Raw genomic sequence first — 25328 nt, 5'->3', positions numbered from 1 at the left:
GCGGTTCCTCCGTTGGGTCAGTGTGCTGTCGTGAGCACTGTGCTTCGTGATGCACCGTTGCGGGGTCATGCACCGATCGGCATGTGTCCGACGGTTCCCCCAACAGTAGCCCTCGGGGCATCAGCGGTCCGCTCAGGAATCCAGGATGCGCTCAGCCGCGGCACGGGCCGCCGTCACGATGCCCGAGAGGCCCCGCCCGGACGACGCCTCGCCGATGCCGACGACCCCCTCGGCCAGTCCGGCGGCCTCGGCGTCCGGCCCGTGCCACAGCACGCGAGCGGCACCGACGACGTGCTCCGGCCCGACCTCCAGGCCGAGCAGGGCGGACGCATCGGTGGTCGCGCGGACGCTGACCGGTCCGGCCGGGTCGACCGGGAGGCTCGTGGCGACCTGGTCAGCGTCCGTCGCGTCGGCAGCGCCGGTCGCCTGGGCGGCACCTGCCGGGGGCAGGGCGTAGCTGAGACGCAGCACGTGCCTCCCGGCCGCCTGCTCCGCCAGCCACGGCCACTTCACCGTCGCGTGCGTCAGCGCCTTCGCGGCGACGCCGACCGCCGCCGGGTGCACGAGCATGCCGGTGCCGCGCGGGGCGGCGTCCAACTCGGGCCGGTCGACCACGAGTGTGACGAGCTCGATGCCGGACCGTCGCGGCGCGGCGACACGGGCGGGGTCGGCCACGGTCGCGAACACGTGGTCGGCGGCCAGTCGTTCGATCCGGCCGTCGGCGGAGGTGGCCTCGACCGCCGCCCGCTCGACGCGCGTCACCCGGGTGTGCAGCCGGACGTCGACCCGGTACGTGTCGAGGTCTGCGACGAGCTCGTCGACCAGTCGGGCGATGCCGCCACGGAGGCCCTGCACCGCCGAGCCCGCGACGGCCCGCTTCCGGAGTGCGAGCACGGCTCGGGCGAGCGACCCCTCCCGCTGCAGTGCCGCGCGCAGTCCGGGCGCCACACGGTCGGGGTCCAGGTCGTCCGGGTGCGTGGAGTGCACGCCCGCGACGACCGGCACCACGAGGTCGTCGAGCACCTTCGCGCCCATCCGGCGTCGGACCATCGCGCCGAGCGACGTCGCCCGCGCGCCGACGGGCGAGGGCAGCAGGGCGTCCATCTGCGCACGGAGGGCCCCGGCGCCGCCGACGACCGCGATGACGTCGGCGGCCATCGGGGTGCCCGGGATCCCGAGCAGCCCGGTCGAGGGGATGGGGGCGGTGCGGCCGTCGCGGGTCATCAGCCACGCACCCCGGGGGTCCGGCGAGACGATGTCGTTGCCGAGGCCCAGTTCGATCGCCAGCGAGGACACGGCGTCCGTCCGGGTCGCGAACGAGTCCGCCGCCATGTCGAGGTCGAGCCCGGCGACGGTGTGCCGGCGGATCATGCCGCCGAGCGCGCCGGAGGCCTCGAGCAGCACCACGTGCGCGCCGCCCTTCGTCAGGTCGCGCGCCGCGACGAGCCCGGCGACCCCGCCGCCGACCACGACGACGTCGGTCATGCCCCGGCGCTCCCGGCCCCGTCGGTCCCGTCGGTCCCGTCGCCCAGCGAGTGCACGAGTTCGACGACGCGGGTGAGCACCGCCGGGTCGGTCTCCGGCGGCACCCCGTGCCCGAGGTTCACGACGTGCGCCCGAGCGACCCCGCCTCGGCGGACGACCGCACGGACGTGTGCTTCGAGGACCTCCCACGGGGCCGCGAGCATCGCCGGGTCGATGTTGCCCTGCACGGTGACGCCGGTGCCGACGCGCTGCACGGCCTCGTCGAGGGGCAGGCGCCAGTCCACCCCCACCGCGTCGACGGCGTCCGCGTGGCCGCCGACCGTCGCCATGTCCGCCAGGACCTCGCCGCTGCCGACGCCGAAGTGGATGCGCGGGACGCCGAGGTCCGCGACGTGGGACAGCGCCGTCGCCGAGTGCGGTGCGACCCGCTCGACGTAGTCCGCCCGAGACAGCGAGCCGACCCACGAGTCGAACAGCTGCGCGGCCGAGGCACCGGCGAGGACCTGTGCGCGGAGGAACGCCCCCGACACGTCGGCCGCCCAGTCCAGCAGCCGCGACCAGGTCTCCGGGTCGGCGTGCATCATCGTCCGGGCACGGAGGTGGTCCTTCGACGGCCCACCCTCGACCAGGTAGGCGGCGAGGGTGAAGGGTGCGCCGGCGAACCCGATGAGCGGCGTGCTGCCCAGCTCGGCGACGGTGCGGGCGACGGCCTCGGAGATCGGCGCCAGGGCCTCCGGCTCGAGCCGACCCAGGGCGTCGACGTCCGCCGCGGTCCGGACCGGGGAACCGAGGACGGGGCCGCGGCCCGGGACGATCTCGACGTCCACGCCGGCGAGCTTGATCGGCACGACGATGTCGCTGAAGAAGATGCCGGCGTCGACCCCGTGCCGACGCACCGGCTGCAGGGTGATCTCGGACGCCAGGGCCGGGTCCAGGCACGCGTCGAGCATCGCCGTCCCGACCCGGAGCTCCCGGTACTCGGGCAGCGACCGGCCCGCCTGGCGCATGAACCAGACCGGCAGCGTCTCCGGTCGGTCGCCCCGGAGTGCCCGGACGAGCCGGGAGCCCGCGGTGCGTCCGTCGGCGAGCGGATGGGTGGCAGGGAGCGCGTCGGTCACCGGACGATTCTCGCACCGCGAACAGGGCCGTTCTCCGATCTGGCGCTCGGGACGGCGGGGTTACCATTGAACACGTGCTCATCTGTCTCACGGCGTCGCATCGCAACGCCAGCTTCGACCTCCTGGAGCGTCTGAGCATCAGAGCACCCGCGGCCGCCAGCCGCCTCGTCACGGACTCGGACGTGCTCGACGGCGCCGTGGTCCTCGCCACGTGCAACCGGTTCGAGGCCTACCTCGACATCGCCGGCGACGACGACGCAGCGGTCCGCGCCACGGTGGAGGCCGTCTCGGCAGCGAGCGACCTGCAGGCGGACGAGGTCCTCGACTCCGTGCAGGTCCTCGGCGGCGGCGACGTCGTACAGCACCTCTTCGCCGTGTCGAGCGGACTCGAGTCCGTCGTCGTCGGCGAGACCGAGATCTCCGGTCAGGTCCGACGGGCCCTCGAGGACGCCCGCCGGAACGGCACCACCACCTCGGAGCTCGAGCGCCTCTTCCAGGAGGCCGCCCACACCTCCCGCGGGGTCAAGACCCGCACCCGCATCGGCGCCGCCGGCCGGTCGCTCGTCCGACTCGGACTCGAGCTCGCCTCCTCGCGCCTCACCGACTGGGCCACCACCCGCGTGCTCCTCGTCGGCACCGGCAGCTACGCCGCGACCACCATCGCCGCCCTCCGCGACCGTGGTGCCCAGCAGATCCAGGTCTTCTCGCCGTCCGGCCGTGCCCCCTGGTTCGCCGCGAAGCACGACCTGGTCGCCGCCACCGACCTGCGCACCGCGATCGGCACGAGCGACGTCGTCATCACCTGCACGTCGAGCGAGGTCCCGGTCGTCGAGGCCTGCGACCTGGACGACGGCGCCCGACGGATCGTCATCGACCTCGGGCTCCCCCGCAACGTGCACCCCGACGCCGCCGACGTCGAGGGCGTCGAGCTGCTCGACCTCGAGACGATCAGCATCCATGCCCCCATCGCCGAACTCAACGCCGAGACCGAGGCGCGCGCGATCGTCGACGACGCGGTCTCGCGGTTCCGCGCGCAGGCGCTCGAGCAGTCGACCACCCCGGCGCTCGTCGCGCTGCGCAAGCACGTGTTCGACATCCTCGACGACGAGATCGACCGCGTGAAGCGTCGCGGTGACACCACGCCCGAGTCCGCGGAACAGACCGAGCGGGCGCTCCGGCACCTGGTCGGCGTGCTGCTGCACCGCCCCTCCGTCCGGGCACGCGAACTCGGCCGAGCCGGTCGTGGCGACGACTTCACCGGGGCGCTCGACGCGCTCTTCGGGGTGCGCCCGGAACCCGTGGCGGACGTGCCGTCCCCGGTCGTGCCGCTGGCCGCGCGTGTGCGCGACGACGAGGCGGACGCGAGCTGACCGGCTCGGGGGGTGCGGGCCTCCCGGCCGTACCCGTGTTGGACGTCAGTGCGCTCCTGCTGGTCCGCGACCGACGGGTGCTCATGGTGCGCGCCCGCGGACGTGACGTCCTGTACTTGCCGGGTGGCAAGGTCGAGCCCGGCGAGACCGCCGTCGACGCCGCCGTGCGCGAGGCGTACGAGGAGACCGGCCTGCGCCTCACCGCGGACGACGTCGACGAGTTCGCGGTCGTCACCGAACCGGCGCACGGGCAGGCACCCGGCACGATCGTCGCGATGACCCTGTTCCTGGCACGGCCGGGAGGCGCGCTCGACTCCGCCACGCCCGTCGCCTCTGCAGAGGTCGACGAGGTGGAGTGGGTCACCTCCGACGACGCCGGACGCTGCCCGCCGGCCGGGGTCGAGACGCTCCGCCTGCTGACGCGGGCGGGACTGGTCGACTGACCGACCGGTCGGGTGACCGTTACTGGTCGCGGTCGGTGTAGTGCCCGGTCTCCTCGGGACCGGCCGGCTGCCGCTCACCGGGGATGTCCGACTCGACGTACTCGCCGGTCTCGTCGTCCGGCTGCGGGCGGGCCTCGCCGGGGATGTCACTCGACACGAACTCGCCGACCGGTTCGTCCCCGGCGACGCGGTGCTCCCCGGGGATGTCACTGTCCACGAATTCGCCGGCGCGTGCGTCCACGCCGTCCGCCCGGTCGTCGTCGCCGCGTGCTGCTTCGTGCTTGCCTGCTGCCATCGGTCTGTCCTTCCGTGTCCGCACGTCGTCGTCGACGTGCACGATGCCGATCCTGCCCGAAGACGCTGGACGGCGGTGCGGATGTGGGAGGACGTGCGAGACCGTTCCACGGTGGAAGTGGTTGTGTGGCGGGCATGGGGCAGAGCAGTCGAGGGTCCAGCGCGCAGGTGACGGCACGGCGGTCGCTGCGGGGAACGGTGGGGACGGTGGGCGTGCTCGGGGCGGTCGTCCTCGCGTTGACCGGGTGCACGGGTGGGTCGAACGGCGGTGGGGCGTCCTCGGCACCGACGACCTCCACCTCGTCCTCGTCCTCGTCGTCCGTTGCACCGGTGTCCGCTGCGCCGAAGACGTCGTCTGCGCCGTCGTCCACCCCGGCGTCGAGTGCGTCGGGTGCCGCTGCGGCCGGTCCGGCGGACGGCGGCACGGCCTCCGGAGCGCGGACCTGCGCGGCGGCGTCGTTGACCGGGTCGATCGTCGACGGCGGTGGCGGCGGGGCCGGCAGCGTGTACCTGGACCTGGCGCTGCGGAACACCGGCAGCGCGTCGTGCACGCTGCAGGGCTGGCCGGGGCTGTCCTTCGTCGGCGACGGGAACGGCACGCAGGTCGGGGCATCGGCGACGCTCGACCGCAGTGATGCACGTCCGACCGTCACCCTGGCCGCCGGGCAGACGGCGTACGCGCCGCTCCGGATCGTCCGCGCCGAGAACCTGCAGCCGGGTGACTGCACCGCCCAGCAGCCCGACGGGTTCCGCGTCTACCCGCCGGGGTCGAAGCAGTCGCTGTTCATCGCCTCCACCGCCTACACCGCGTGCCAGCAGCGGTCGGCGCAACTGCTGTCGGTGCGGGCGTTCGTGCCGGAGGGACAGCAGCAGCAGTGAGGGGCCCCGTTCCGCGATGATGGGCGGGTGAGCAGCCACCGCATCGTCACCGGACCCGAGGACCTCGAGGGCGGGTGGTTCGTCATCGACGACGAGGTCGAGCACCTGGAGGACGTCGGGTGGCAGCCTCCGCGCCGCGGACAGCGGGCCGTCCCGGATGCCGAGCGCACGGTGATCCGCGCGGGAGCCCACACCTTCACCGTCGGGGACACGGTCGAGCTCGCCGAGGGCGCGGTCCTGGACATCGGGTTCCGCGACGCCGTCCGGCGCTACTGGCGCACCAGCATCATCGTCGTGGTCTCGCCGCTCACCTTCTGGGTCCTGCACCTCGTGCGACTCGGCTGGCTCGACGACGGTGGCGAGGTCCGTCGGCGCATCGTGCTCGCCGTCGCGACCGTCCCCGTCGTCCTGGTCGTCCTCGGGCTCTGGTCCGTGCTCACCCGCTCGCCCCACGGGACGGTCACCCGGGTGCTGGCCGGATGGCGGATGCGCGGCGACTACGACCGGCAACGGCGGGACTCGGTGTCCTGAACGCCTCCGCGCTCAGCGCTCGGCGCGCAGTGCTCAGCGCTCGGCCGGGGTGTGCACGACCTCGAGGACCTCGGTGCCCATCGTGCGGAGCGCCTCGACGACCGCGAGTCGCCGCTGCAGCGAGTCGTCCTCGAACCGGACCGTGACGGCGTAGCAGACCGACGACGCCGGCCCCCGGAGCACGCCCGCCTCGGCCCGGATGCCCGGCCCGGATCCCGTGACGGCGACGGACTGGAGGCCGTGGTCGAGCGCCCGGTGCGCCAACGGATCGAGACCGAACGACCCGGCGACGAGCGACAGGTCCGCGGCCAGGGACAACCACCCGAGGACCCGGTTCGACACCGTCTGGTCCACGACCTCACCGAGCGCCAGCCCGCGGAAGAGCCAGCTGAGCTCTCCCGACGCAGCAACCGAGACGTCCGGGGCGTCGTCCGGGCCCCGGCGGTCCCGCACCCGGTCGATCAGCGCGGACCGTTCGACCCCGAGGGACTCGGCACGGGCACGCACTGCGTCGATCCCGACCGTGGTGAGCAGGGCGTTCGTCGCCCAGGCGTCCGCGGTCGCACCGACCAAGGTGGCGAGGTCCGACACCTGCATGGTCGGCTCCTGCAGGAACTGCCACAGCCCGGCACCCGTCGCGGTGTCCCGGGCCATGCGCTGGAGCCGGTCGCCGTGCAGCCGACCGTCCTCGAGCTGCGCCGCGACCTCGATGAGGAGCAGCACGCGCCCCAGGCCGGACACCGGTTGCACCAACCGGTCGTCGATCGCCAGCAGTGCACGACCGGTGGAGGTGTCGATGATGGAGGCGCTGACCCCTGCGCCGTCCTGCGCGATGGTGCCCAGTGCCTGTGTCGTGGCCGTGAAGCGCTCGTCCGCCCCACCACGGTGCTTCCCACGGCTCCGACCACCACCGCCGGCACGACCACCGCCGACGGGACCGTTCCCCGTTGAGCCGTCGTCAGCGGGGCGTCCGGGGCGGCGCCGGCGCGACGAGTGCGGCGCGTCCGGCTCCGTCATCACCAGATGGCGACGCGCTCGGCCGGGGCCAGGTACATCGCGTCACGGTCCGAGACGTCGAAGGTGTCGTAGTAGACGTCGATGTTGCGGACGATCTGGTTGCAGCGGAACTCGTTCGGCGAGTGCGGGTCGATGCTCAGCAGACGAGCGGCTTCTTCCGGACGGATCGCCATCCGCCACGCCTGCGCCCAGCTGAGGAAGAAGCGCTCGGCTCCGGTCAGGCCGTCGATCACCGGCGGCTCGGCACCGTCGAGGGAGATCAGGTAGGCCTTCCACGCGATCGACAGGCCACCGAGGTCACCGATGTTCTCACCGATGGTGAGGGCACCGTTGACGTGGCCGTCCGGCACCTCGGTCGGCACCAGGGCGTCGTACTGGGCGATGAGGGCCTTCGTCCGCTCTTCGAACGCCTGCCGGTCGGCCTCGGTCCACCAGTTCTGCAGGCGACCGTCGCCGTCGTACTGCGAACCCTGGTCGTCGAAGCCGTGCCCGATCTCGTGCCCGATGACGGCACCGATCGCACCGTAGTTGGCGGCGGCGTCACGGGTGGCCTCGAAGAACGGGAACTGCAGGATCGCGGCCGGGAAGACGATCTCGTTGAAACCCGGGTTGTAGTACGCGTTGATCGTCTGCGGGGTCATGAACCACTCGTCGCGGTCGATCGGCTTGCCGATCTTGCCGAGTTCACGGTCGACCTGGAACGACGCGATCGCGCGGACGTTGCCGAGCAGGTCGTCGGCGGTGACCGGCAGGGCGCTGTAGTCGCGCCACTTCACCGGGTAGCCGATTTTCGGGGTGAACTTCTCGAGCTTGTCGAGCGCGCGAGCCCGGGTCTCGTCGGTCATCCACTCGAGCCCCGTGATGCTCCGGCGGTACGCCTCGACCAGGTTCGCGACGAGGTCGTCCATCGTCGCCTTCGAGGTCTCGTCGAAGTGCTCCTCGACGTAGATGCGTCCGACCGCCTCGCCCATCGCACCCTCGACCAGGGAGACCCCGCGCTTCCAACGGTCGCGCTGCTTCGGCGCACCGGTCAGTGCGGTGCCGTAGAACGAGAAGCTGGTCGCCGAGAACGCGCTCGTCAGGTACGGGGCGGAGGCCCGGATCACCTGCCAGCAGAGCCAGTCCTTCCAGACGGGCAGCGGCTGCTCGCGGAACAGCTGGGCGAGGCCGGTCAGGAAGGACGGCTGGCGGACCACCACCGTGTCGAAGGCGCCGGCGGGAGCCGCGATGGCGTCCCACCAGAGGCGCAGGTCGACGCCCTCGGCGAGCGCCGAGACCTCGTCCCACGGCAGCTTGTTGTACGTCTTCTGGCTGTCACGGGTCGCGACGTTGTCCCAGTGCGCCGACGCGATCGCCGTCTCGAGTGCGATCACGTGCTCGGTCCGGTCGCCGCTCTCGTCGTACCCGGCGAGCGGGAACATCGAGCCCACGAACTCGCGGTACTTCTCGCGGATGTCAGCGAAGCGCTCTTCGCGGTAGTACGACTCGTCGGGCAGGCCGAGACCGGACTGTTCGAGGAACACGATGTAGGAGTCCGGGTCGCCCGGGTCGTTGTCGACGAAGAGCTGGATGAAGCTCGGCAGCCCGAGTCGTTCGAAGCGGCCGACCATGCGGAGGACGTCGTTCTTGTCCTCGATCGCGGCGATGTCGGCGAGGAGCGGTTCGATCGGGGCGGACCCGAGTGCTTCGAGCGCCGTCTCGTCGGTGAAGGACGTGAAGAGGTCGCCGACCTTGCGCTGCTCACTGCCCGGCGCCGCGGTCTGTGCGCGCTCGATGATCGTGCGCACAGCGGCTTCGGCTTCCTCGGCCAGGACGGTGAACGAGCCGTAGCGGGCCTTGTCGTCCGGGATCGGCGTCTGGTCGATCCACCTGCCGTTGACGTGCCGGTAGAGGTCGTCCTGCGGTCGCACCGACTCGTCGAGTTCGTCGGTACGGATTCCGGTGGTGCCTGCGACGTCGGTCATGCTCCCCACGATAGCCACCGGCTCCTCGTCCGCCACCCGGTACTCGTTCACTGACCTGACCTCACTCGGGGACGCTCATCGGCGGGAGGCTGCCCGGCGGCGCAGGAAGGCGGCGAGTGGCAGTCCGGCCGCACCGCTGAGGAGCGATGCGACGGCTGCCGCGGTCGGCCGCCCGATGTCCGCACCGGTGTAGGCGAGCCGACCGTCGGTACCGGGTCGAGCAGCATCGGACCGGACCCGCGCAGCCGTCGGGTGCCGGGTGTCCGTCCCCGTGACGATGCCACCGCCGGCCGACGCCCCCGTTCCGGTACCGCTGCCGTGGCCCGCTCCGGGCCGATCCGGCAGCCCGGGCAGCACCAGTCGGAGCGCGCCCTGCTCGACGTCCTGCACCCGCTGTCGGGCGACCACGGACCCGGCGGGCAGGTCGTGGCGGGGGACGACCAGTTCCCAGCTCCGGCCGATGCCGGTGCGGAGCGGCTTCCCGTCGGCAGCGCGGAGTTCTGCTCCCGACTCGTCCTCGAGCGTGACCGTGCCGCCGACTTCACCGGTCCCGCTCAGGCGGATCCGGCCGTCGTCCAGCTCCTCCACGCTGCCGGTGAGTGCGAGGGGGATCGTGACGTGCGCGTCCGTCCGCCCGAGTTCGTGCCCGCCGTCGTGCGCGATGACCGTCACGACGTCGAACCGGACGTCGTCCGGGATGGGGAGCGTGACCTGCCACGAGGTGTCGTCCCCGACCCGGATCTCGACCGGCTGGCCGTCCGGGCCCGTGACCGGACCACGGGCGTCCTCGAACGTCAGGGTGCTGCCTGCCGGTGCGCGGCCTGCGAGTGTGATGCGCTCGGTCTGGCGGGACGCCTGTGCCCGCTCGACCGTCGGGGCACCGGAGATCTCGTAGACGTCGTCGACACCCCCGTTCCGCGTGCCGTCGAAGTACTGGGAGACCTCGACGTGATGGCTGCCGAAGGCGAGGTCACGGAGCAGGACGTGCCACGTGCCGTCCTCGGCGACGTCGGTCTCGGCCCGGGTCGTCCCGTCGGCCCGCACCACGAGGTGCGCCCCGGGGTGGCCGGAACCGGCGAGGTCGATCGTCCGGGCGATGCCGTCGACGGTCGCGAGCATGTCCGGTGGCAGCAGGATGAGCAGCTCGACGGGGATGTCGACCGCCTGGCCGGAGACCTGGGACGTGACGCGGATGACGTGCTGACCGGGTCGGACCCGGACCTGCGCCTCCCAGTGGCCCGCAGCGTCGCCCTCGGCCCACACGGGCTCGACGACGTCACCGCTGACCTCGACGCTCGTGCCGGTGGGGACGGAGTTGGTCAGGGTCACGATGCCGGCACCGTGTGCGATCGACCGGACCCCGGCGGTGAAGTCGACGCCCGTGGCGGCGCGCGTCCCGTCCGACGGCGATCCCGGCCTGGGAGCACTGACCCGGGTCGTGGGGCGGTCGGTGGCCGCAGCGAGGGCGGGGTCCGCGGCGAGCACCGGGAGGCCGATGACGGCACCGATGGCGAGCGCGGCGACGACCGGGGGGACAAGGACGTGGTGGTGCAGATGGTTCGACATGGTGCTCCTCGTGATGTTCCACACACCATATCCAGGTCGCAGGGCGACGGCAGGGTTCTCCACAGGGAGCCCATCCGTCGTCACATGGTCCCGCGTGCCCGCTACGGTCATCGCATGGGACTTCCGTGGAAGCTGCACGGGGACGGCCGCACCGTCTCCGCATCGACGATCGTGGCGCCGGACGAGCGCCTCACCTGGCCCCGCACCATCGGGCTCGGGGTGCAGCACGTCGTCGCGATGTTCGGCGCCACGTTCCTCGTGCCGCTGATCACCGGGTTCCCGCCGTCGACCACGCTGCTGTTCAGCGGCATCGGCACCATCCTGTTCCTGCTCGTCACCGGCAACCGCCTGCCGAGCTACCTCGGGTCGTCGTTCGCCTTCCTCGCGCCGATCGGGGCCGCGACGGAGATCGGCGGGATCCCGCTCGCACTGTCCGGCATCATCGTCGTCGGCGCGCTGCTCGCCGTCGTGGGCCTCGTCGTGCACCTGGCCGGCGCCGGGTGGATCGACCGGCTCATGCCACCGGTGGTCTCGGGTGCGATCGTCGCCCTGATCGGGTTCAACCTGGCTCCGGCCGCGCGCGACAACTTCACGAAGGCCCCGGTCGTGGCGGTCATCACCCTCGCCGCGATCGTCCTGTGCACCGTGCTCTTCAAGGGCCTGGTCGGACGCCTGTCGATCGTCGTCGGGGTGGTCGTCGGCTACGCGGCCGCCCTCGTCGCCGGTCAGGTCGACCTCAGCGCGATCGAGAAGGCGGACTGGGTGGGCCTACCGACCTTCACCGCGCCAGCCTTCGACCCGTCGCAGATGGCCGTCTACCTCGGGTTCCTGCCCGTGGTCCTGGCCCTCGTCGCCGAGAACGTCGGGCACGTCAAGGGCGTCGGGCAGCTCACCGGCCGCGACCTGACGCCCCTGACCGGGCGTGCCCTCTTCGCGGACGGCATCTCGACCGTGCTGGCGGGGGTCGGCGGCGGTTCGGCGACCACCACGTACGGCGAGAACATCGGTGTGATGGCGGCGACCCGGGTGTTCTCGACGGCGGCGTACTGGGTCGCGGCGATCGTCGCGGTCCTGCTCGGGCTCTCGCCGAAGATCGGTGCGGTCATCTCGACCGTCCCCGCCGGCGTCCTCGGTGGTGCGACCACGGCGCTCTACGGTCTCATCGGCGTGATCGGCATCCGGATCTGGGTGGAGAACCGCGTCGACTTCGCCAAGCCGAAGAACCAGCTGACGGCGGGCGTCGCGCTCATCATGGGCATCGCGGACTTCACGTTCACGCTCGGTGGCGCCACGTTCGGCGGCATCATCATCGGCACCATCGCGGCGATCGTGGTGTACCACCTGATGGACTTGATCGGTCGTGCGCGCGGCACCGACCCGGTGACGCCCCCGGCGACCGACGACGAGCGCGCGGCAACCGGCGGGGTCCCCGTCGAGCCGCGGGTCGGCGCGGCGGAACGCGACTGACCCGCAACCGTCGACGAGGACCCGGTCCGCCGACAACGGACCAGAACAGCAAGACGGTTCAGAGCAGCGCGACGACGCCCGTCACGAACTGGACCAGTCCGAGCACCACGAGGACGACGACGAGGGCGACCGAGCCACGCTGTGCGATGAACCGCCTCGTCACCGCGAGGATCGGCTCAGCTCGGTGCCCGAGTGCGGCCGTGACCGCGATCGGCAGCACGGCGGTGGACCCCGCGAACACCACGTAGGCGGTGCCCGTTCCGACCATGGCCGCGACCGACGGATCCGAGTCGCCCACCACCAGACCGGCCGTCAGCGACAGCACCACCGCCTTCGGGTTCGTCGCGAACCAGGCCACGCCGACGGCGAAGGCGCGGGCGGGCCCGATCGACGCCATCAGGTCCGACCAACCGGCGCTCCTCGGTCGACCGTCGGGCAGCCGACGGACGGTCCACTGCCACACCGCGAGGCCGAGGAGCAGCACGCCGGCGACCACCTCGACCACCGCTCGGACGTCGGTCCCACCGTCCGAGGGAGCCGGCAGCCGCTCACCGAGCAGGACAGCCACGACGAGCGCCACCGCGACACTGAGGACCCATCCGGTGGCACACGCCGCCGCGGAAACATACCCACCGCGATGGCCGAGCAGGAACACGACCGAGGCGATCACGAGCGGACTCAGTGCGATCCCCACCACGGCGGGGACCAGTGCGACGACGTCCACCCCTCGACCGTAGCCATTGGCAGGATGTCCTGGTGCCCACCGCGTCCGAGACCGAGCCCCGTCGGCTCCGCCGTGCCGTCGACCGCGACATCGTCCGGCTCGCGCTGCCCGCGCTCGGGGCGCTCGTCGTCGAGCCGCTCTTCCTGCTCACCGACACCGCCCTCGTCGGGCACCTCGGTGCGTCGTCACTCGCCGCAGTCGGCGTGGCGAGCGCGGTCCTGCAGACGGTCACGGGCCTCCTGGTCTTCCTGGCCTACGCCACCACCCCGGCCGTCGCCCGCGCCCTCGGTTCCGGCGACCGCCGCGGTGCGGTCCATGCGGGCATCGACGGGATGTGGCTCGCGCTCGGCCTCGGTGTCGTCCTGGCACTGGTCGGCTGGCCGGTCGCTGGCCCGCTCATCGACGTGTTCGGCGCCGCCCCCGAGGTGTCGGACGCAGCGACCGCGTACCTGCTCGTCTCCCTGATCGGGCTGCCCGGCATCCTGGTCGTCACCGCCTCGACGGGCCTGCTCAGGGGGCTGCAGGACACCCGGACACCCCTCGTCGTCGCGACCGTCGGCTTCATCGCCAACGGGCTGCTCAATGCGCTGCTCATCTACGGCCTCGGCTGGGGGGTCGCGGGGTCGGCGTCCGGGACCGTCGTCGTGCAGTGGGCGATGGCAGCCGTGTACGTCGTCATCGCGGTCCGGGCCGCGCGGGCGTCCGGCGCTCCGTTGCGGCCGGGAGCGTCCGGCGTGGTCCGGGCGCTGCGGTCCGGGGCGTGGCTGTTCCTGCGCACCGCGTCACTGCGCGTCGCGATGCTCGCCACGATCGCCGCCGCGACCGGTCTCGGCACCATCGGGTTGGCGACGACGCAGATCGGCCTGACGGTCTTCAGCACGCTCGCCTTCGCGCTCGACGCGCTGGCGATCGCCGGGCAGGCCCTCGTCGGCCACGCGCTCGGTGCACGGGACGCCGATCGGGTGCGCCTGGTGACCGGGAGGCTCGTGGTCCTCGGCATCGCCGGTGGCGTCCTGCTCGGTGCGCTGACACTGGCCGCGAGCGGCCTGCTCGGGCCGGTGTTCTCCGACTCGGAGCAGGTTCGGTCCGCGTTGCCCCTGGTCCTGGTCCTCATCGCGGCTGGGCTGCCGATCGCCGGGTACGTGTTCGTCCTCGACGGGGTGCTCATCGGTGCCGGTGACGCCCGGTACCTGGCCCTGGTCGGTGTGGTGAACCTGGTCGTGTACCTGCCGCTGCTCTGGTGGCTCGGGGACGGACTTGCGGGACTCTGGGCTGTCTTCTCGTTCGGCTACATCGGGCTGCGGGCGGTGACGCTCGGGGTACGGGCGCACCGGCCGAGGTGGATCGCGGCGGCGCTCGCCCGCTGACCCGGGCGTACCGTTCGTCAGTCCTGGTTGCGCGGCGCCGCCTGCGGATCGGGCAACGACCGGAGCACCCGTTCCCGACGGCGCGACTCGAGCGTGGTCATGACGCCGATGAAGACCGCCACGACGAGCAGGAGCACCAGGAGGAGCACCTCGCCCGACGACAGCGCGATCGCCCAGGCGGATCCGAGCATGACGACCCCGAGTGCGATGAGACTCGGCACGGCTCCCCGTGAAGACCGCCGCTGCCAACCCAGGAAGGCGCGCACGAGCGGCGCGGTGTCCGCCGTCGCCGATGCCCGACCGGTGATGTGACGCCAGAGCAGTCGTCGCTGCGTTCGATCGAGGACCGAGAACGGACGCTCCTCGGTCGCGATGCGGAACGGCTGCAGGGTGTGGTGTCGACGTCCGACGACCCAGGCGCGGATGGCGAGCACCATGCCGACCACCGCGACGACGACCGGACCGGACCACCAGGGCCCGCCGAACACCAGGACGGGCACGACGACGGTCATGAACACGGAGATAACCGCCAGCGAGGCGGTCACCGACGGCCCGCGGACGGTCGGCCCGTGCTCCGCGAGCCGCTCGGCCCGGCGGGTGGCCTCGTCGAGGGCACCGTTCGGTTTCGACGCCGCACCGGCGGCCGGGATGGTGGTCACGACCCCAACCAACCACAGCCTCAGCGACACCGGTGCGGTGCCCGACCGGCCACAGCCGGACCGGAGGCGCCTGGCCAGCCGGCGCCGCGCCTCCCGGCCGACGCTCCTGGACCGGACCGTGCCGGTGGTTCGGGCTGGACCCGCGCGGCCCGATCCCGTCCGAACCACTGCTTCCCGTGGTTCAGACCGGCTCCTGTTGGGCGCAGCCGGACGGAACCCGCAGGCGCGACGACCGCGACGACGAAGACGACGCAGCCGGCCGGCCCTACGCCCGCGGCACCGCCGTGGTGTCCCCGATCCGCAGCTCGGACCGGAACGAGGCCGGCTCCGGCGACTCCCCCTCGAGCATGGCGAGCGCGGCCCGTGCGGCGGCCTCGCCCTTGGGCACGAACGGCTGCACGAGCGTGGTCAGCTGCCGGATCGGGGAGCGGTGCAGCAGGCTGTCGTCCACCTGGATGCCGTCGAACCCCACGACGCTGACGTCCTCGGGCACGCGGAGTCCGGCCTCGAGCGCCGCCGAGATCACCCCGACGGCGAGCAGGTCGCTCTGCGCGACGACCGCCGTCGGTGCCTCGGCCCCCGAGGTGAAGAGCGCTGCGCCGGCGATGCGGCCCTCCTCCACCGAACTCCCGCCGGCCGCGATGGCCGGTGCCTCCGGGTAGACGTCGCGGACCCCGCGGAGTCGCTCCATGGTGGTGAACGCCGAGGACGAGCATTCGCGGGCCTCGTCGACCGGGCCGCGTTCGCGCGCGCTGTCGAGGGGCAGGGTGACGACGGTGACCGCGCGGTGGCCGAGTTCCCGGAGGTACTCGGCGGCACGGCGTGAGCCCTCGCGGTTGTCGAGGTGCACCGGGACGGCCCCCTCGATCGCGTCCGCCTCGATCGCGACGACGGGGATCGCCCGACGTCGGAGGACGGCTACGGCGGGGTCGATCCGCACGTTGCAGCCGATCAGGATGACGGCGTCCATCGGTGCGTCGACGAGCGGGGCCATCCCGCGTTCGTCGTCGAGCGGGCTCCGCACGAGCAGCAGCGACACCCCGGCGGCGCCGGCGACCTCGGCGATGCCGTCGAGCGTGAGGATGTTGGCGGGGTCGCGGAAGGCGTCGCTCAGGCGGTCGTCGAGGACGACGCCGATGACGCCGGAACGCCCACGGCGCAGCGAGCGGGCTCGGGGGTCCGGACCGTCGTACCCGAGTTCGGCGGCCACGGCGAGGATCCGCTGTCGGGTGTCCTCGGACACGGGTCCGCTGCCGCTGAACGCGAGGGACGCGGTCGACGGGGCGACACCGGCAGCGCGGGCGACGGCTGCCAGCGTCGGCCGGGAGGCACGCCCCGTGCGGGCAGCACCGGCCGCCGGTCCGGCCCCGCCCGGTCGGGACGCGCGGGACACCGGGGCGCGGTCATCCGACTCGCCCGGTTCGCTTGCCGTCTCGTCCATCGCTGGCTAGCGTAACGGGAACACCAGCTCGAATCGATTCGATCGGACAGGACCATGACGACGGCCACCACCCGCAGCGCACCGACGACGCGCGCCTGGCGCAACGCGGTGTTCGTGGTGTTCACGCTCTCCGGGCTCGACATCGCCACCTGGCTCGGCCGTGTACCGAGCGTCCGGGACTCCCTCGACGCCTCCACCTTCACGATGGGCCTCCTGGTCCTCGGCATGTCCGTCGGCTCGATCGGCGGGCTCACCTTCGCCGGCCACATCGTCGCCCGCCTGGGCGCCCGCCGCGGGGTGCTCGTCGCGTCGGCGTGCCTGGCGCTCGGCATGGTCACCGCGGGCGTCGCCGTGACGCTCGGCTGGGGCTTCGCCGCGATCTGGGTCTGCCTCATCGCGTTCGGCTTCGGCAACGGGCTGTGCGACGTGTCGATGAACGTGGCCGGCGCGACGGCCGAGCGCCTGGGCGGCCGGACGATCATGCCGCTGTTCCACGCCGCGTTCAGCGTCGGCACGCTCGCCGGCGCGGGCATCGGCTCGCTCGCCGAACGGTTCGAGGTCCCCGTCGCGGTGCACTTCATCGTCGTCGGCGTGCTCACCAGCCTGGCGATGATCGTCGCCATCCGCTGGTTCGGCGACGACCGCCACGTCGAGCCCGAGGCCACCGACACCAGTCCCGTCGCCCTGCCGGTCTCCCGCTGGGCCGTCTGGCGGCAGCCGTCGACCCTGCTCATCGGGGTCATCGTCCTCGGCATGGCCCTGGCCGAGGGTTCCGCGAACGACTGGCTGCCCCTCGCCATGATCGACGGGCACGGCCTGGCGAACGACGGCGGTTCCGCGGTCCTCGCGGTGTTCCTCGCCGCCATGACCGCCGGTCGGATCGCCGGCAGCCCGCTCATCGACCGGTTCGGCCGGGTGCCGGTGCTCCGCGCCAGCGCCGTCGTCGCCGTGGTCGGCCTCGGCATGCTCATCTTCGTACCGAGCGTCCCGATCGCGATCGTCGGCGTCGTGCTCTGGGGGCTCGGGGCGTCGCTCGGGTTCCCGATGGGCATGTCCGCCGCCGCCGACGATCCCCGCACCGCGGCTGCCAAGGTCAGCGCGGTCGCGACCATCGGGTACGTGGCGTTCCTCGCCGGGCCGCCGATCATCGGGTTCGCGGGCGAGCACGTGGGTCTCCTCAACGGGCTGCTCATCGTGTTCGTGTTCATCATCGCGGCGGGCCTCGCCTCCGGTGCAGCGCGCGAGCGGACCGGTGCCGGTGCCGCGGCGACCACCCCGTCGGGTGACGCGCACAAGGGTGGCGAGCCGCGCCTCCAGTCCGGAGCAGACGCGGAGCGCGACGCCACCGCGACCGCCGACACCGACCGCAGCTGACCGCGACCCGCCGGGGGGCACGCGATCCCGGTTAGGCTCTCCGGGTGCGTCTCGTCATCGCCCGCTGCTCCGTCGACTACGCCGGTCGCCTGTCGGCACACCTGCCCCTCGCGAACCGCCTGCTCATGCTGAAGGCCGACGGTTCGCTGCTCGTCCACTCCGACGGCGGCAGCTACAAGCCGCTCAACTGGATGAGCCCGCCGTGCTCGATCGCCATCGCGGAGCCCGACGAGGACCAGGCCGCCGCCGGCATCACCCAGGTGTGGACGGTGACGCAGAAGAAGACGCAGGACCGTCTGATCGTCAGCATCCACCAGGTGTTCGCCGACGAGTCCCACGACCTGGGGGTCGACCCCGGTCTGGTGAAGGACGGGGTCGAGGCACATCTGCAGCAGCTCCTCGCCGAGCAGATCGAGCTCCTGGGCGACGGCCACACGCTGGTCCGCCGCGAGTACATGACGGCCATCGGACCGGTCGACATCCTGGCGCGGGACGACGCCGGTGCGAGCGTCGCGGTCGAGATGAAGCGGAACGCCAACATCGACGCGGTCGAGCAGCTCACCCGCTACCTCGAGCTGATGAACCGCGACCCGCACCTGCGTCCGGTGCAGGGTGTCCTCGCAGCGCAGTCGTTCGCCCCGCAGGCGCGCACCCTGGCCGAGGACCGCGGGATCCGCTGCCTGGTCCTGGACTACGACGAGATGCGCGGCATCGACGGCGGGCACGCCCGCCTGTTCTGACCGGAGGCGCGGACCACCGCCTCCTCGGTCGTCCCGTCCGGCGCGGCTAGGCTTGGCAGGTCATGACAAACAGCCCCGAGCGTCCGTTCACCGCCGTCCTGTTCGACCTCGACGGCACCATCAGCGACTCGGCACCGGGCATCCTCGAGAGCCTGACGTACACGTTCGAGCAGGTCGGCGTCCCGGTGCCGGACCACGAGACGCTGCTGTCGTTCGTCGGTCCCCCGATCCTCGACACGTTCCGCGACGCGATGGGCATGGACGAACCCCTGGTCGAACGCACCCTCGCCGTGTACCGCGAGCACTACTTCTCGCACGGGGCCCTCGACAGCCGGATGTACCCGGACATCGACGTCGTCCTGCACACCCTGCACGAGGCCGGCGTGCCGATCTCGACCGCGACGAGCAAGCCCGAGACGCCGGCGACGTACATCCTCGAGCACTACGGACTGACCGGGGACATCGACATCATCACCGGCGCGAGCGACGACGAGGTCCGCTCCGCCAAGGCTGACGTCGTCGAGGAAGCGCTGCGCCGCCTGCGTGCCCACGGCTTCGACGTGTCCCGCCCGGTGCTCGTCGGGGACCGCCTGCACGACGTCGAGGGCGCGGCGGCGCACGGCGTCCCGACCGTCTTCGCCGAGTGGGGCTACGGCTCGCCCGCCGAGGCCGTGGGCACCATCGCGCAGGCGGCGACCCCGCTCGACCTGCTGCCGATCCTGCTGCCGAGCGCATGACGTCTGGCACGGGGAAGTCCGGCACGGGGAGGTCCGGCACCGTGCAGACGGGCCTGCGCGGCGCCGCCTGGCTGCTGCCGGCCGCGATCGTCCTGGTCGCGCTGAACTTCCGCGGCCCGATCGTGGCACCGGCGCCGGTGATCGGGGACGTCCGCGCCGACCTCGGCATGACCGCGACGGTCGCCGGCCTGCTCACCACGATCCCGGTGCTCTGCTTCGCCCTCGCGACACCGTTCGCCAGCTGGGTGATCGCCCGCTTCACCGCCGAGCGCGCGGTGTCACTGTCGCTGCTCATCGTGCTGGTCGGGACCGTCGTCCGGTCGGTCCCGCACGAGGCCGCCCTGCTCATCGGCACCGCGGTGATCGGCATCGGCATCACGATCGGCAACGTGGTGATCCCGGTCGTGATCCGTCGCGACACCTCGTCGGAACGGGTCGGTCTGGTCACGGGTGTCTACACGTCGGCGCTCAACATCGGGTCGATGATCACCTCGCTCGGCACCGCGCCCATCGCGGCCGCGTGGGGCTGGCCGGTCGCGATCGCGGTGTGGGGCGTCCTGGCGCTCGTCGCGGCGGCGGCGTGGACCTACACGGTCGGTGCCGGTGCGGCCTGGCGCGGGACCGACCACGACTCGGAGCCGTTGCCCGTCACCGGACCGATCGACCAGGTGCTCGACACCGGGTCGCTGCGGCCCGTCGCCGAGCAACGGGCTGCCGTGATCGAGACCCTGCCGCACCCCGCCAAGCGCTGGGTGACATGGGGACTCATGCTCGCGTTCGGTGGGCAGGCGTTCTCGTACTACGCGCTGACGGCATGGATCCCGACGCTGCTGCACGACGAGATCGGCTTCGACACGGCGTCCTCGGGCGCGAGCTCGTCGGTGTTCCAGATCCTGGCCGTCGTCGGTGCGCTCGGGGTCCCCGTGCTCGCCAGCCGGTTCCGGCCGCGGGTCATCATCGTCCTCGTCGCGTTCTTCTGGCTGGCGATGCCGCTCGGGCTCCTCGTGGCCCCGCAGCTCTGGCTGCTCTGGTCCGTCCTGGGCGGTGCGGCCCAGGGTGGCGGCATCACGATCATCTTCATCGTCATCGTGCGGCTGGTGTCGAACGACGACGACGCCCGCCGGATGTCCGCGTTCGTGCAGGGCGGCGGGTACCTGCTCGGTTCCGCCGGCCCCCTCGTCGCGGGTGCGTTGCACGGGGCGACCGGTGGTTGGACGGCTCCGCTGCTGACCGTCCTGGTCGCCGTGCTGCTGCTCGGCGTGGTCGGGTCGGTGTCGGCGCGGAAGGTGCGCTGAACCGAGCCGGTCAGCGCCCATTGCCGGCCTGCCGCAGCGCCCGCAGTCGGCCCGCCGCAGCGCCCGCAGTCGGCCTGCCTCAGGCGCCCCGGGCCTCCAGGACCTGGCGGAGCGTCATCGGCGGACGGCCCGTGACGCGCTCGACGTCACCCGACACCTTCGCGAGCGACCCGTCCGCGATCGCCGTGTAGGTGCTCACCCAGGCGTCCGCCTGCCACGGCTCGGGCTGCCAGCGCTGGCGGGAGGCGTACGCCTCCTCCAGGGACTCCCGGTGGTACGACACCGGACGGCCACGCACGTCGCTGACCACCGCGGCCGCCTGTTCGAGCGTGATCGCCGCCGGACCCGTCAGGTCGTAGGTGCGGTCGAGGTGTCGCGCCGGCTCGCGGAGGACGGCCGTCGCCACCCGCGCCACGTCCGCCCGGGCGACCGCGGCCATCGCGCCGTCGTCCGCCGGACCGCGGATCACGCCGTCCTCGCCGACCAGGTCCTCGACGAAGTCCAGGTAGAACGAGTCGCGCAGGAACGTGTGCGCCATCGAGGTGTCGCGGATCGCCTGCTCGGTCCAGAAGTGGTCACGCCCGAGGGTGAACGTCGCGTCGGCGGCCGCGCCCTGGAAGGACGTGTAGACGACGTGCCGGACCCCGGCGTCGGCCGCGGCACGGATGACGGTGCGGTGCTGGTCGAGCCGGTCACGGGCCTCCGCGCCGGACACCAGGAACAGGACCTCGACGCCCGCGAAGGCAGCTCGGGCGGCATCAGCGTCGGCGTAGGTGGCGACCGCGACGTCGGCACCGGGCAGCTCCGGGGCGCGGGAGGCGTCGCGGACGACCATGCGGAACGGCGTGCCGTCCGCGGCGAGCGCGCGGGCGACGGACCCGCCGATGTTGCCGGTCGCCCCGGTGATGGCGATGGTCACGTCGTGCTCCTGTCGGTCGGTGGTGCGGGGGTGGCGCGGTGGGGGTGGTCTGGCGCTACGTCCGGACCAGGACGGCGGCCCGGTGCAGGTCCGCCGCGACCCGTGCGGCGTTGACACCGTCCACCTCCACGGCCCAGGCCCGGGCGGACCCGTGGTCGCGGCCGTGGCGCATGTGTCGACCGACGAGGCGGTCGACGCGGACGTCGTCGTCGACCACGCAGGCCCAGGTCTCGGTGAAGAGCCCCGGCAGCTCGCGCCACGGCGTGCTCTGGTCGAGCAGGTAGTTGCCCTCGGAGACGACGAGCACGGTCTCCGGCGGGACGGCGATGCTGCCGGCGACGGGCTCGTCGACACGGCGGTCGAAGTCCGGGGCCCAGATCGTGTCGGTGCTGTCGGTGCTGTCGGCGCTGTCGGTGCCCGCACCCCCGGTCAGCCGTCGGACCAGCGCGACGTACCCGGCCGCGTCGAAGGTGTCGATCGCGCCCTTCCGGTCGTGCCGGCCGAGGGCGTCGAGCGCGGCGTTCGCCAGGTGGAAGCCGTCCATCGGGACCTGCACGGCGATGCCCGGACCCAGCTGCTCGGTGACCGCGGTGACCACGCGTCGGGCTAGCGTCGACTTGCCCGCACCGGGAGCGCCCGCGATGCCGAGCACGCTCCGGCCACCGGCTGCGGCGAGCGCCACCGCGCGCGCGACGGCCTGGTCGGCGGACAGGGTCTCCGGCGTGCTCACGCCCCCATCCTGCTGCATCGGCCTCCAGCCAACCGCACGTGGCAGCCGAGCCGGCCGTCTCTGACCCACGAACGGGCGCGTTCCCCCGTGCCCCTGCTGCCGGTAGCGTCAGGTCCTGATGACGAAGACGGCTGCCGGTCGGACCGTCGTCCCGGACACCGCGACCGACCGAGCGGGTACCGCCCCCGGGCGGACCGGGGCGAGGACGACCCCGGTGACCAACCAGGCAGTGATCGTCGTGGTGTCGCTCCTCGCCGCGGTGTGCAGCGTGCTGCTGCCCTGGCTGACGGTCACGAACGCGACGAGCATGTGGACGGGGACGGCGCTGGCGGTCCTCGGGCTGGCGTTCACCGCACTGCTCATGGCCCGACCGTCGCTGATGCGGTTCGAACTCCTGGTGCCGGCGCTCGACTTCGTCGCCATCGGCCTGCTGCGCTACGGCACGGGTGACTCGCGGTCCCCGTTCCTCGCCGCGGTCCTGCTGCCGGTGATCTGGATCGCCGCACGGCCGGGCCGGCAGAACGTCCTCTACCCCCTGGTCGGGACGGCTGGGACCTTCCTGGTGCCGATGCTCCTCGGGCACGCCGACCTGGTCGCGAGCGAGGTCGTCCGGCTCGTCGTCGTGTTGGTCGTCTTCACCGCCGTCGCGGGCGTCACCAACGAACTCGCCCGGCAGGGTGCGGTCCGTCTGCACACCGTCCAGGAGCTGCGGCGACAGGCCGAGGCCGAGATCTCCCAGGCGGCGCTCGTCCAGCGCTCCCTGCTGCCCGTGTCGACGGCGGACCTCCCAGCGGCCTTCACGGTGCGGGCCGTGTGCCTGCCGACCCGCTCGGTGGGTGGCGACTTCTACGACTGGTTCCCCACCGCCGGAGGCGCTGCCTTCACCCTCGGGGACGTCATGGGCAAGGGCGTCGGCGCGGGCATGATCGCCGCGGTGGTGCGGTCGGTCCTCCGGTCGTCGGTGCGGGTGGGTGCACCGGACGAAGCGGTGAGCCGGACCGCGACCGGTCTGGACGTGGGCCTGGACGCGCCGGCGACCGAGCAGTTCACCACGTGCTTCCACATGCACCTGGACGTCGACGGGGTCGCCCGGTGGGTCGACGCCGGGCACGGACTGGCCCTGGTGCTCCGCGCCGAGGGTGGCCACGAATGGCTGCGGAGCACGGACACCCCGATCGGCGTCGGGACGAGCTGGACGACGCAGGAGACGCTGCTCGGCCGTGGGGACGTGGTCCTCGTCGTCAGCGACGGCGTCCTGGACCTGTTCGGCGACGGACTCGACGCACTCGACCGCTTCGAGGCGTTCGCCGTGACCGAGCCGGACCCGGAACGCCTGGTCTCCCGTCTGGAGGAGCTCGGGCGCGCCGGGCACCACGCGGACGACGTCACGGTGCTGGCGGTCCGCTACGACCCGGAGCCGACAGCGGCGGTCACTCCCCCTCGGTGAGGGTCGTCAGGGCGGCCATCAGCGCCGCACGACCCGGCTCGTCGAGCGGAGCGAACAGCTCGTCGAGCACCCGGGCGGCCACACGGTGTCCGTCGTCGAGTGCCTCGCGACCGGTGTCTGTGAGGGTGTGCACGAGCCGACGCCCGCGACCGGCCGACCGTTCGATGAGTCCGCGCTCCACCAGTCGCGCCGCGAGGGTGCCGAACGCTTGGTCGCTCTGGAACGTGGCGACGGCCAGGTCGTGGCCGGACGCACCCGGCATCCGGTCGACGGCGCGCAGGGCGTCCCACTGCACCAGGGTCACCCCGACGTCGTGGAGGGCGAGGTCCATCGTGCGGTGGTTCCGGTACTGCGCCCGCTTGATGGCCTGCCCGAGCCGTTCGAGGTCCGTCGTCATGGTGCTACGGTATCAACACGTTTACATCAACATGTTGATTCAGGAGCCACGACCATGCCGAACACCCTCCCCGACGACCTGCCCGTCCTCCGCGCGGGCGACCCCACCGCACCGACCGCCCTCGTGCTGCACGGGGGCGGTGGACCCCGGACGGTCGCCCCGATCGTCGGACACCTCGCTGCCTCCCGGTCCGTCCACGCCCCGACCCACCCGGGCTGGGACGGCACCGACCGACCGGAGTCGATCACGACGATCGCCGACCTGGCCTCGGCGTACCTGACCCGGCTCCGCGACCACGGCGAGCGCGACGTGCTCGTCGTCGGGTCGTCGATCGGCGGGTGGATCGCTCTCGAGATGGCCGTGCAGGCCGCGGCGGACGAGCGCTCCGCCGGCGTGCTCGGCAGCGTGGTCGTCATCGACACCGTCGGGGTCGTCGTCGAGGGCGAACCGATCGCGGACTTCTTCGCGCTCGACGCCCGCGGACTCGCCGAGGTCGCCTGGCACGACCCCGAGCGCGGGTACCAGGACCCGGCACTCGTGACCGAGGAGCAGCGCGCCGTCCTGCGGTCGAACGGGCAGACCATGGCGGTCCTCGCCGGTCGGGGGATGAGCGACCCGACCCTGCTGGAGCGCCTGGCGTCCGTGGAGGTGCCGACCCTCGTCGTCTCGGGCGCGAGCGACCGCGTCGTCACCGTCGGCCACGGACGCGCCGTCGCCGCAGCCGTCCCCGGTGCCGCGTTCGCCGAGGTCCCCGCGGCCGGACACCTGCCACACCTCGAAGCACCCGAGGCCACCTGGGCCGTGCTCGACCCGTTCGTCGCGCAGCACCGACCGGGTCAGCACTGACGGGGCGGCCGGCAGGCGCGGCTCACCCCGCCGTGACGCCCGCCCACCGCAGTGCCTGCGCCACGAGCAGCCCGTGGCGGTGCGACCCGAGTTCGGCGATCGGCACCCACGCCGCCAGGTCCGTCGTCCCCTCGGCCTCGTGGCGCAGCGTTCCCCCGACGACCCGGGCTCGGTGCACCACCTGCACGGCCTTCATCGGTCGGCCGTTCCGGGTCTTCCGACGCTCGGGCGGGACGACGTGGGAACGCACCCCGAGCAGCTCCTCGACGACCACGTCGTACCCGGTCTCCTCGAGCACCTCGCGGACCGCACCCTCCTCGACGGTCTCGTCGAGCTCCACCCCGCCGCCCGGCAACGTCCAGAGCCCGGCGTCCGGCCAGCTCAACCGGGCGAGCAGCACCCGGTCCCCGTCGGTGACGACGGCGTAGGACGCCAGCCGGGTGTCGTAGTCCGTGTACTCCATGTGCCGACCATCCCAGGGACCGGGCCGATGCCGGAACGCCGCGCCGCGCCTCCCG

Annotated in this window: 25 protein-coding genes; 12 read left to right on the top strand and 13 right to left on the bottom strand. The window is 72.7% G+C overall.

The window, feature by feature from the left end; translation table 11 throughout:
* Positions 1 to 132: 132 nt before the first annotated feature.
* Together DEJ25_RS02575 and hemE are read right to left on the bottom strand one after the other, a co-directional pair.
* Positions 133 to 1485 carry an NAD(P)/FAD-dependent oxidoreductase gene (locus DEJ25_RS02575; protein WP_111043664.1) on the bottom strand — a complete coding sequence of 451 codons (1353 nt, stop codon included), beginning with the start codon at positions 1483 to 1485 and terminating at the stop codon, positions 133 to 135.
* Complete coding sequence (gene hemE / locus DEJ25_RS02570; RefSeq protein WP_111043663.1) at positions 1482 to 2603, bottom strand: uroporphyrinogen decarboxylase; 1122 nt, start codon at positions 2601 to 2603, stop codon at positions 1482 to 1484. Before hemE ends, DEJ25_RS02575 begins: the two co-directional genes overlap by 4 nt.
* 74 nt (positions 2604 to 2677) lie before the next feature.
* On the opposite strand from hemE, the gene DEJ25_RS02565 reads away from it, so the two are divergent.
* Both DEJ25_RS02565 and DEJ25_RS02560 read left to right on the top strand, forming a co-directional pair.
* Entirely contained in the window at positions 2678 to 3973 is a 1296-nt protein-coding gene (locus DEJ25_RS02565) for a glutamyl-tRNA reductase (protein WP_111043662.1), read from the top strand.
* 35 nt (positions 3974 to 4008) lie between these two features.
* The gene (locus DEJ25_RS02560; protein WP_258366394.1) at positions 4009 to 4416 is read left to right on the top strand and encodes an NUDIX domain-containing protein; all 408 of its coding nucleotides are present in this window, start codon (positions 4009 to 4011) and stop codon (positions 4414 to 4416) included.
* Positions 4417 to 4435: 19 nt separating this feature from the next.
* Here the strand turns inward: DEJ25_RS02560 and DEJ25_RS02555 are convergent, their stop codons facing one another.
* Entirely contained in the window at positions 4436 to 4711 is a 276-nt protein-coding gene (locus DEJ25_RS02555; RefSeq protein WP_146240602.1) for a hypothetical protein, read from the bottom strand.
* 134 nt (positions 4712 to 4845) lie between these two features.
* Between DEJ25_RS02555 and DEJ25_RS02550 the strand changes: the two genes are divergently transcribed.
* Together DEJ25_RS02550 and DEJ25_RS02545 are read left to right on the top strand one after the other, a co-directional pair.
* Complete coding sequence (locus tag DEJ25_RS02550) at positions 4846 to 5589, top strand: DUF4232 domain-containing protein (RefSeq protein WP_146240601.1); 744 nt, start codon at positions 4846 to 4848, stop codon at positions 5587 to 5589.
* Positions 5590 to 5616: 27 nt separating this feature from the next.
* A complete protein-coding gene (locus DEJ25_RS02545) occupies positions 5617 to 6120 on the top strand; it encodes a hypothetical protein (protein ID WP_110902962.1) in 504 nt (167 codons plus the stop codon).
* Between the two features lie 33 nt (positions 6121 to 6153).
* On the opposite strand, the gene DEJ25_RS02540 is transcribed toward DEJ25_RS02545, so the two are convergent.
* The 3 genes from DEJ25_RS02540 to DEJ25_RS02530 form a co-directional block, all read right to left on the bottom strand.
* Positions 6154 to 7137 carry a serine hydrolase gene (locus tag DEJ25_RS02540; RefSeq protein ID WP_111043659.1) on the bottom strand — a complete coding sequence of 328 codons (984 nt, stop codon included), beginning with the start codon at positions 7135 to 7137 and terminating at the stop codon, positions 6154 to 6156.
* Positions 7137 to 9101 carry a M13 family metallopeptidase gene (locus DEJ25_RS02535; RefSeq protein WP_110903011.1) on the bottom strand — a complete coding sequence of 655 codons (1965 nt, stop codon included), beginning with the start codon at positions 9099 to 9101 and terminating at the stop codon, positions 7137 to 7139. Before DEJ25_RS02535 ends, DEJ25_RS02540 begins: the two co-directional genes overlap by 1 nt.
* 75 nt (positions 9102 to 9176) lie before the next feature.
* The gene (locus DEJ25_RS02530; RefSeq protein WP_146240600.1) at positions 9177 to 10667 is read right to left on the bottom strand and encodes a hypothetical protein; all 1491 of its coding nucleotides are present in this window, start codon (positions 10665 to 10667) and stop codon (positions 9177 to 9179) included.
* 114 nt (positions 10668 to 10781) lie between these two features.
* Between DEJ25_RS02530 and DEJ25_RS02525 the strand changes: the two genes are divergently transcribed.
* Complete coding sequence (locus DEJ25_RS02525) at positions 10782 to 12134, top strand: uracil-xanthine permease family protein (protein WP_111043657.1); 1353 nt, start codon at positions 10782 to 10784, stop codon at positions 12132 to 12134.
* A gap of 58 nt (positions 12135 to 12192) precedes the next feature.
* Here DEJ25_RS02525 and DEJ25_RS02520 read toward each other — a convergent pair whose 3' ends face one another.
* Positions 12193 to 12858: a GAP family protein gene (locus DEJ25_RS02520; RefSeq protein WP_111043656.1), complete on the bottom strand. Its 666-nt coding sequence runs from the start codon at positions 12856 to 12858 to the stop codon at positions 12193 to 12195.
* Between the two features lie 32 nt (positions 12859 to 12890).
* Between DEJ25_RS02520 and DEJ25_RS02515 the strand changes: the two genes are divergently transcribed.
* Entirely contained in the window at positions 12891 to 14225 is a 1335-nt protein-coding gene (locus DEJ25_RS02515; protein WP_220033151.1) for an MATE family efflux transporter, read from the top strand.
* Between the two features lie 17 nt (positions 14226 to 14242).
* On the opposite strand, the gene DEJ25_RS02510 is transcribed toward DEJ25_RS02515, so the two are convergent.
* Positions 14243 to 14884, bottom strand: a complete 642-nt coding sequence (locus DEJ25_RS02510; RefSeq protein ID WP_110902957.1) for a hypothetical protein — start codon at positions 14882 to 14884, stop codon at positions 14243 to 14245.
* Positions 14885 to 15149: 265 nt separating this feature from the next.
* Positions 15150 to 16325 carry a LacI family DNA-binding transcriptional regulator gene (locus DEJ25_RS02505; protein ID WP_111043655.1) on the bottom strand — a complete coding sequence of 392 codons (1176 nt, stop codon included), beginning with the start codon at positions 16323 to 16325 and terminating at the stop codon, positions 15150 to 15152.
* A 54-nt stretch (positions 16326 to 16379) separates the two neighbouring features.
* Here DEJ25_RS02505 and DEJ25_RS02500 point away from each other — a divergent pair, with 54 nt between their 5' ends.
* The 4 genes from DEJ25_RS02500 (at position 16380) to DEJ25_RS02485 (ending at position 20471) form a co-directional block, all read left to right on the top strand.
* Positions 16380 to 17699, top strand: coding sequence for an MFS transporter (locus DEJ25_RS02500; protein ID WP_111043654.1), 1320 nt, complete (start codon positions 16380 to 16382; stop codon positions 17697 to 17699).
* A gap of 44 nt (positions 17700 to 17743) precedes the next feature.
* Complete coding sequence (gene nucS / locus DEJ25_RS02495) at positions 17744 to 18439, top strand: endonuclease NucS (RefSeq protein ID WP_111043653.1); 696 nt, start codon at positions 17744 to 17746, stop codon at positions 18437 to 18439.
* A 62-nt stretch (positions 18440 to 18501) separates the two neighbouring features.
* Entirely contained in the window at positions 18502 to 19176 is a 675-nt protein-coding gene (locus DEJ25_RS02490) for an HAD hydrolase-like protein (protein WP_111043652.1), read from the top strand.
* On the top strand, positions 19173 to 20471 hold the full coding sequence (locus DEJ25_RS02485; RefSeq protein ID WP_111043651.1) for a CynX/NimT family MFS transporter: 1299 nt from the start codon (positions 19173 to 19175) through the stop codon (positions 20469 to 20471). Before DEJ25_RS02490 ends, DEJ25_RS02485 begins: the two co-directional genes overlap by 4 nt.
* A 79-nt stretch (positions 20472 to 20550) precedes the next feature.
* Here the strand turns inward: DEJ25_RS02485 and DEJ25_RS02480 are convergent, their stop codons facing one another.
* Together DEJ25_RS02480 and DEJ25_RS02475 are read right to left on the bottom strand one after the other, a co-directional pair.
* A complete protein-coding gene (locus DEJ25_RS02480; RefSeq protein WP_111043650.1) occupies positions 20551 to 21390 on the bottom strand; it encodes an NmrA family NAD(P)-binding protein in 840 nt (279 codons plus the stop codon).
* 55 nt (positions 21391 to 21445) lie between these two features.
* Positions 21446 to 22120 (bottom strand): nucleoside/nucleotide kinase family protein, encoded by a 675-nt coding sequence (locus DEJ25_RS02475; protein ID WP_258366393.1) that lies wholly within the window; start codon positions 22118 to 22120, stop codon positions 21446 to 21448.
* 118 nt (positions 22121 to 22238) lie between these two features.
* Between DEJ25_RS02475 and DEJ25_RS02470 the strand changes: the two genes are divergently transcribed.
* Positions 22239 to 23567 carry a PP2C family protein-serine/threonine phosphatase gene (locus DEJ25_RS02470; RefSeq protein ID WP_110902949.1) on the top strand — a complete coding sequence of 443 codons (1329 nt, stop codon included), beginning with the start codon at positions 22239 to 22241 and terminating at the stop codon, positions 23565 to 23567.
* Here DEJ25_RS02470 and DEJ25_RS02465 read toward each other — a convergent pair.
* On the bottom strand, positions 23551 to 23964 hold the full coding sequence (locus DEJ25_RS02465) for a MarR family winged helix-turn-helix transcriptional regulator (RefSeq protein WP_110902948.1): 414 nt from the start codon (positions 23962 to 23964) through the stop codon (positions 23551 to 23553). The two genes, DEJ25_RS02470 and DEJ25_RS02465, sit on opposite strands and share 17 nt — an antisense overlap.
* A gap of 54 nt (positions 23965 to 24018) precedes the next feature.
* Between DEJ25_RS02465 and DEJ25_RS02460 the strand changes: the two genes are divergently transcribed.
* Complete coding sequence (locus DEJ25_RS02460; protein WP_110902947.1) at positions 24019 to 24810, top strand: alpha/beta fold hydrolase; 792 nt, start codon at positions 24019 to 24021, stop codon at positions 24808 to 24810.
* A 22-nt stretch (positions 24811 to 24832) separates the two neighbouring features.
* Here DEJ25_RS02460 and DEJ25_RS02455 read toward each other — a convergent pair whose 3' ends face one another.
* Entirely contained in the window at positions 24833 to 25273 is a 441-nt protein-coding gene (locus DEJ25_RS02455; RefSeq protein ID WP_110902946.1) for an NUDIX hydrolase, read from the bottom strand.
* Positions 25274 to 25328 lie beyond the last annotated feature (55 nt).

Origin of the sequence: Curtobacterium sp. MCPF17_011, assembly GCF_003234145.1 — a bacterium.
Lineage (GTDB): Bacteria > Actinomycetota > Actinomycetes > Actinomycetales > Microbacteriaceae > Curtobacterium.
The sequence above is the reverse complement of the archived record's forward strand: the minus strand, read 5'-3'. Positions and strand labels throughout refer to the sequence as shown.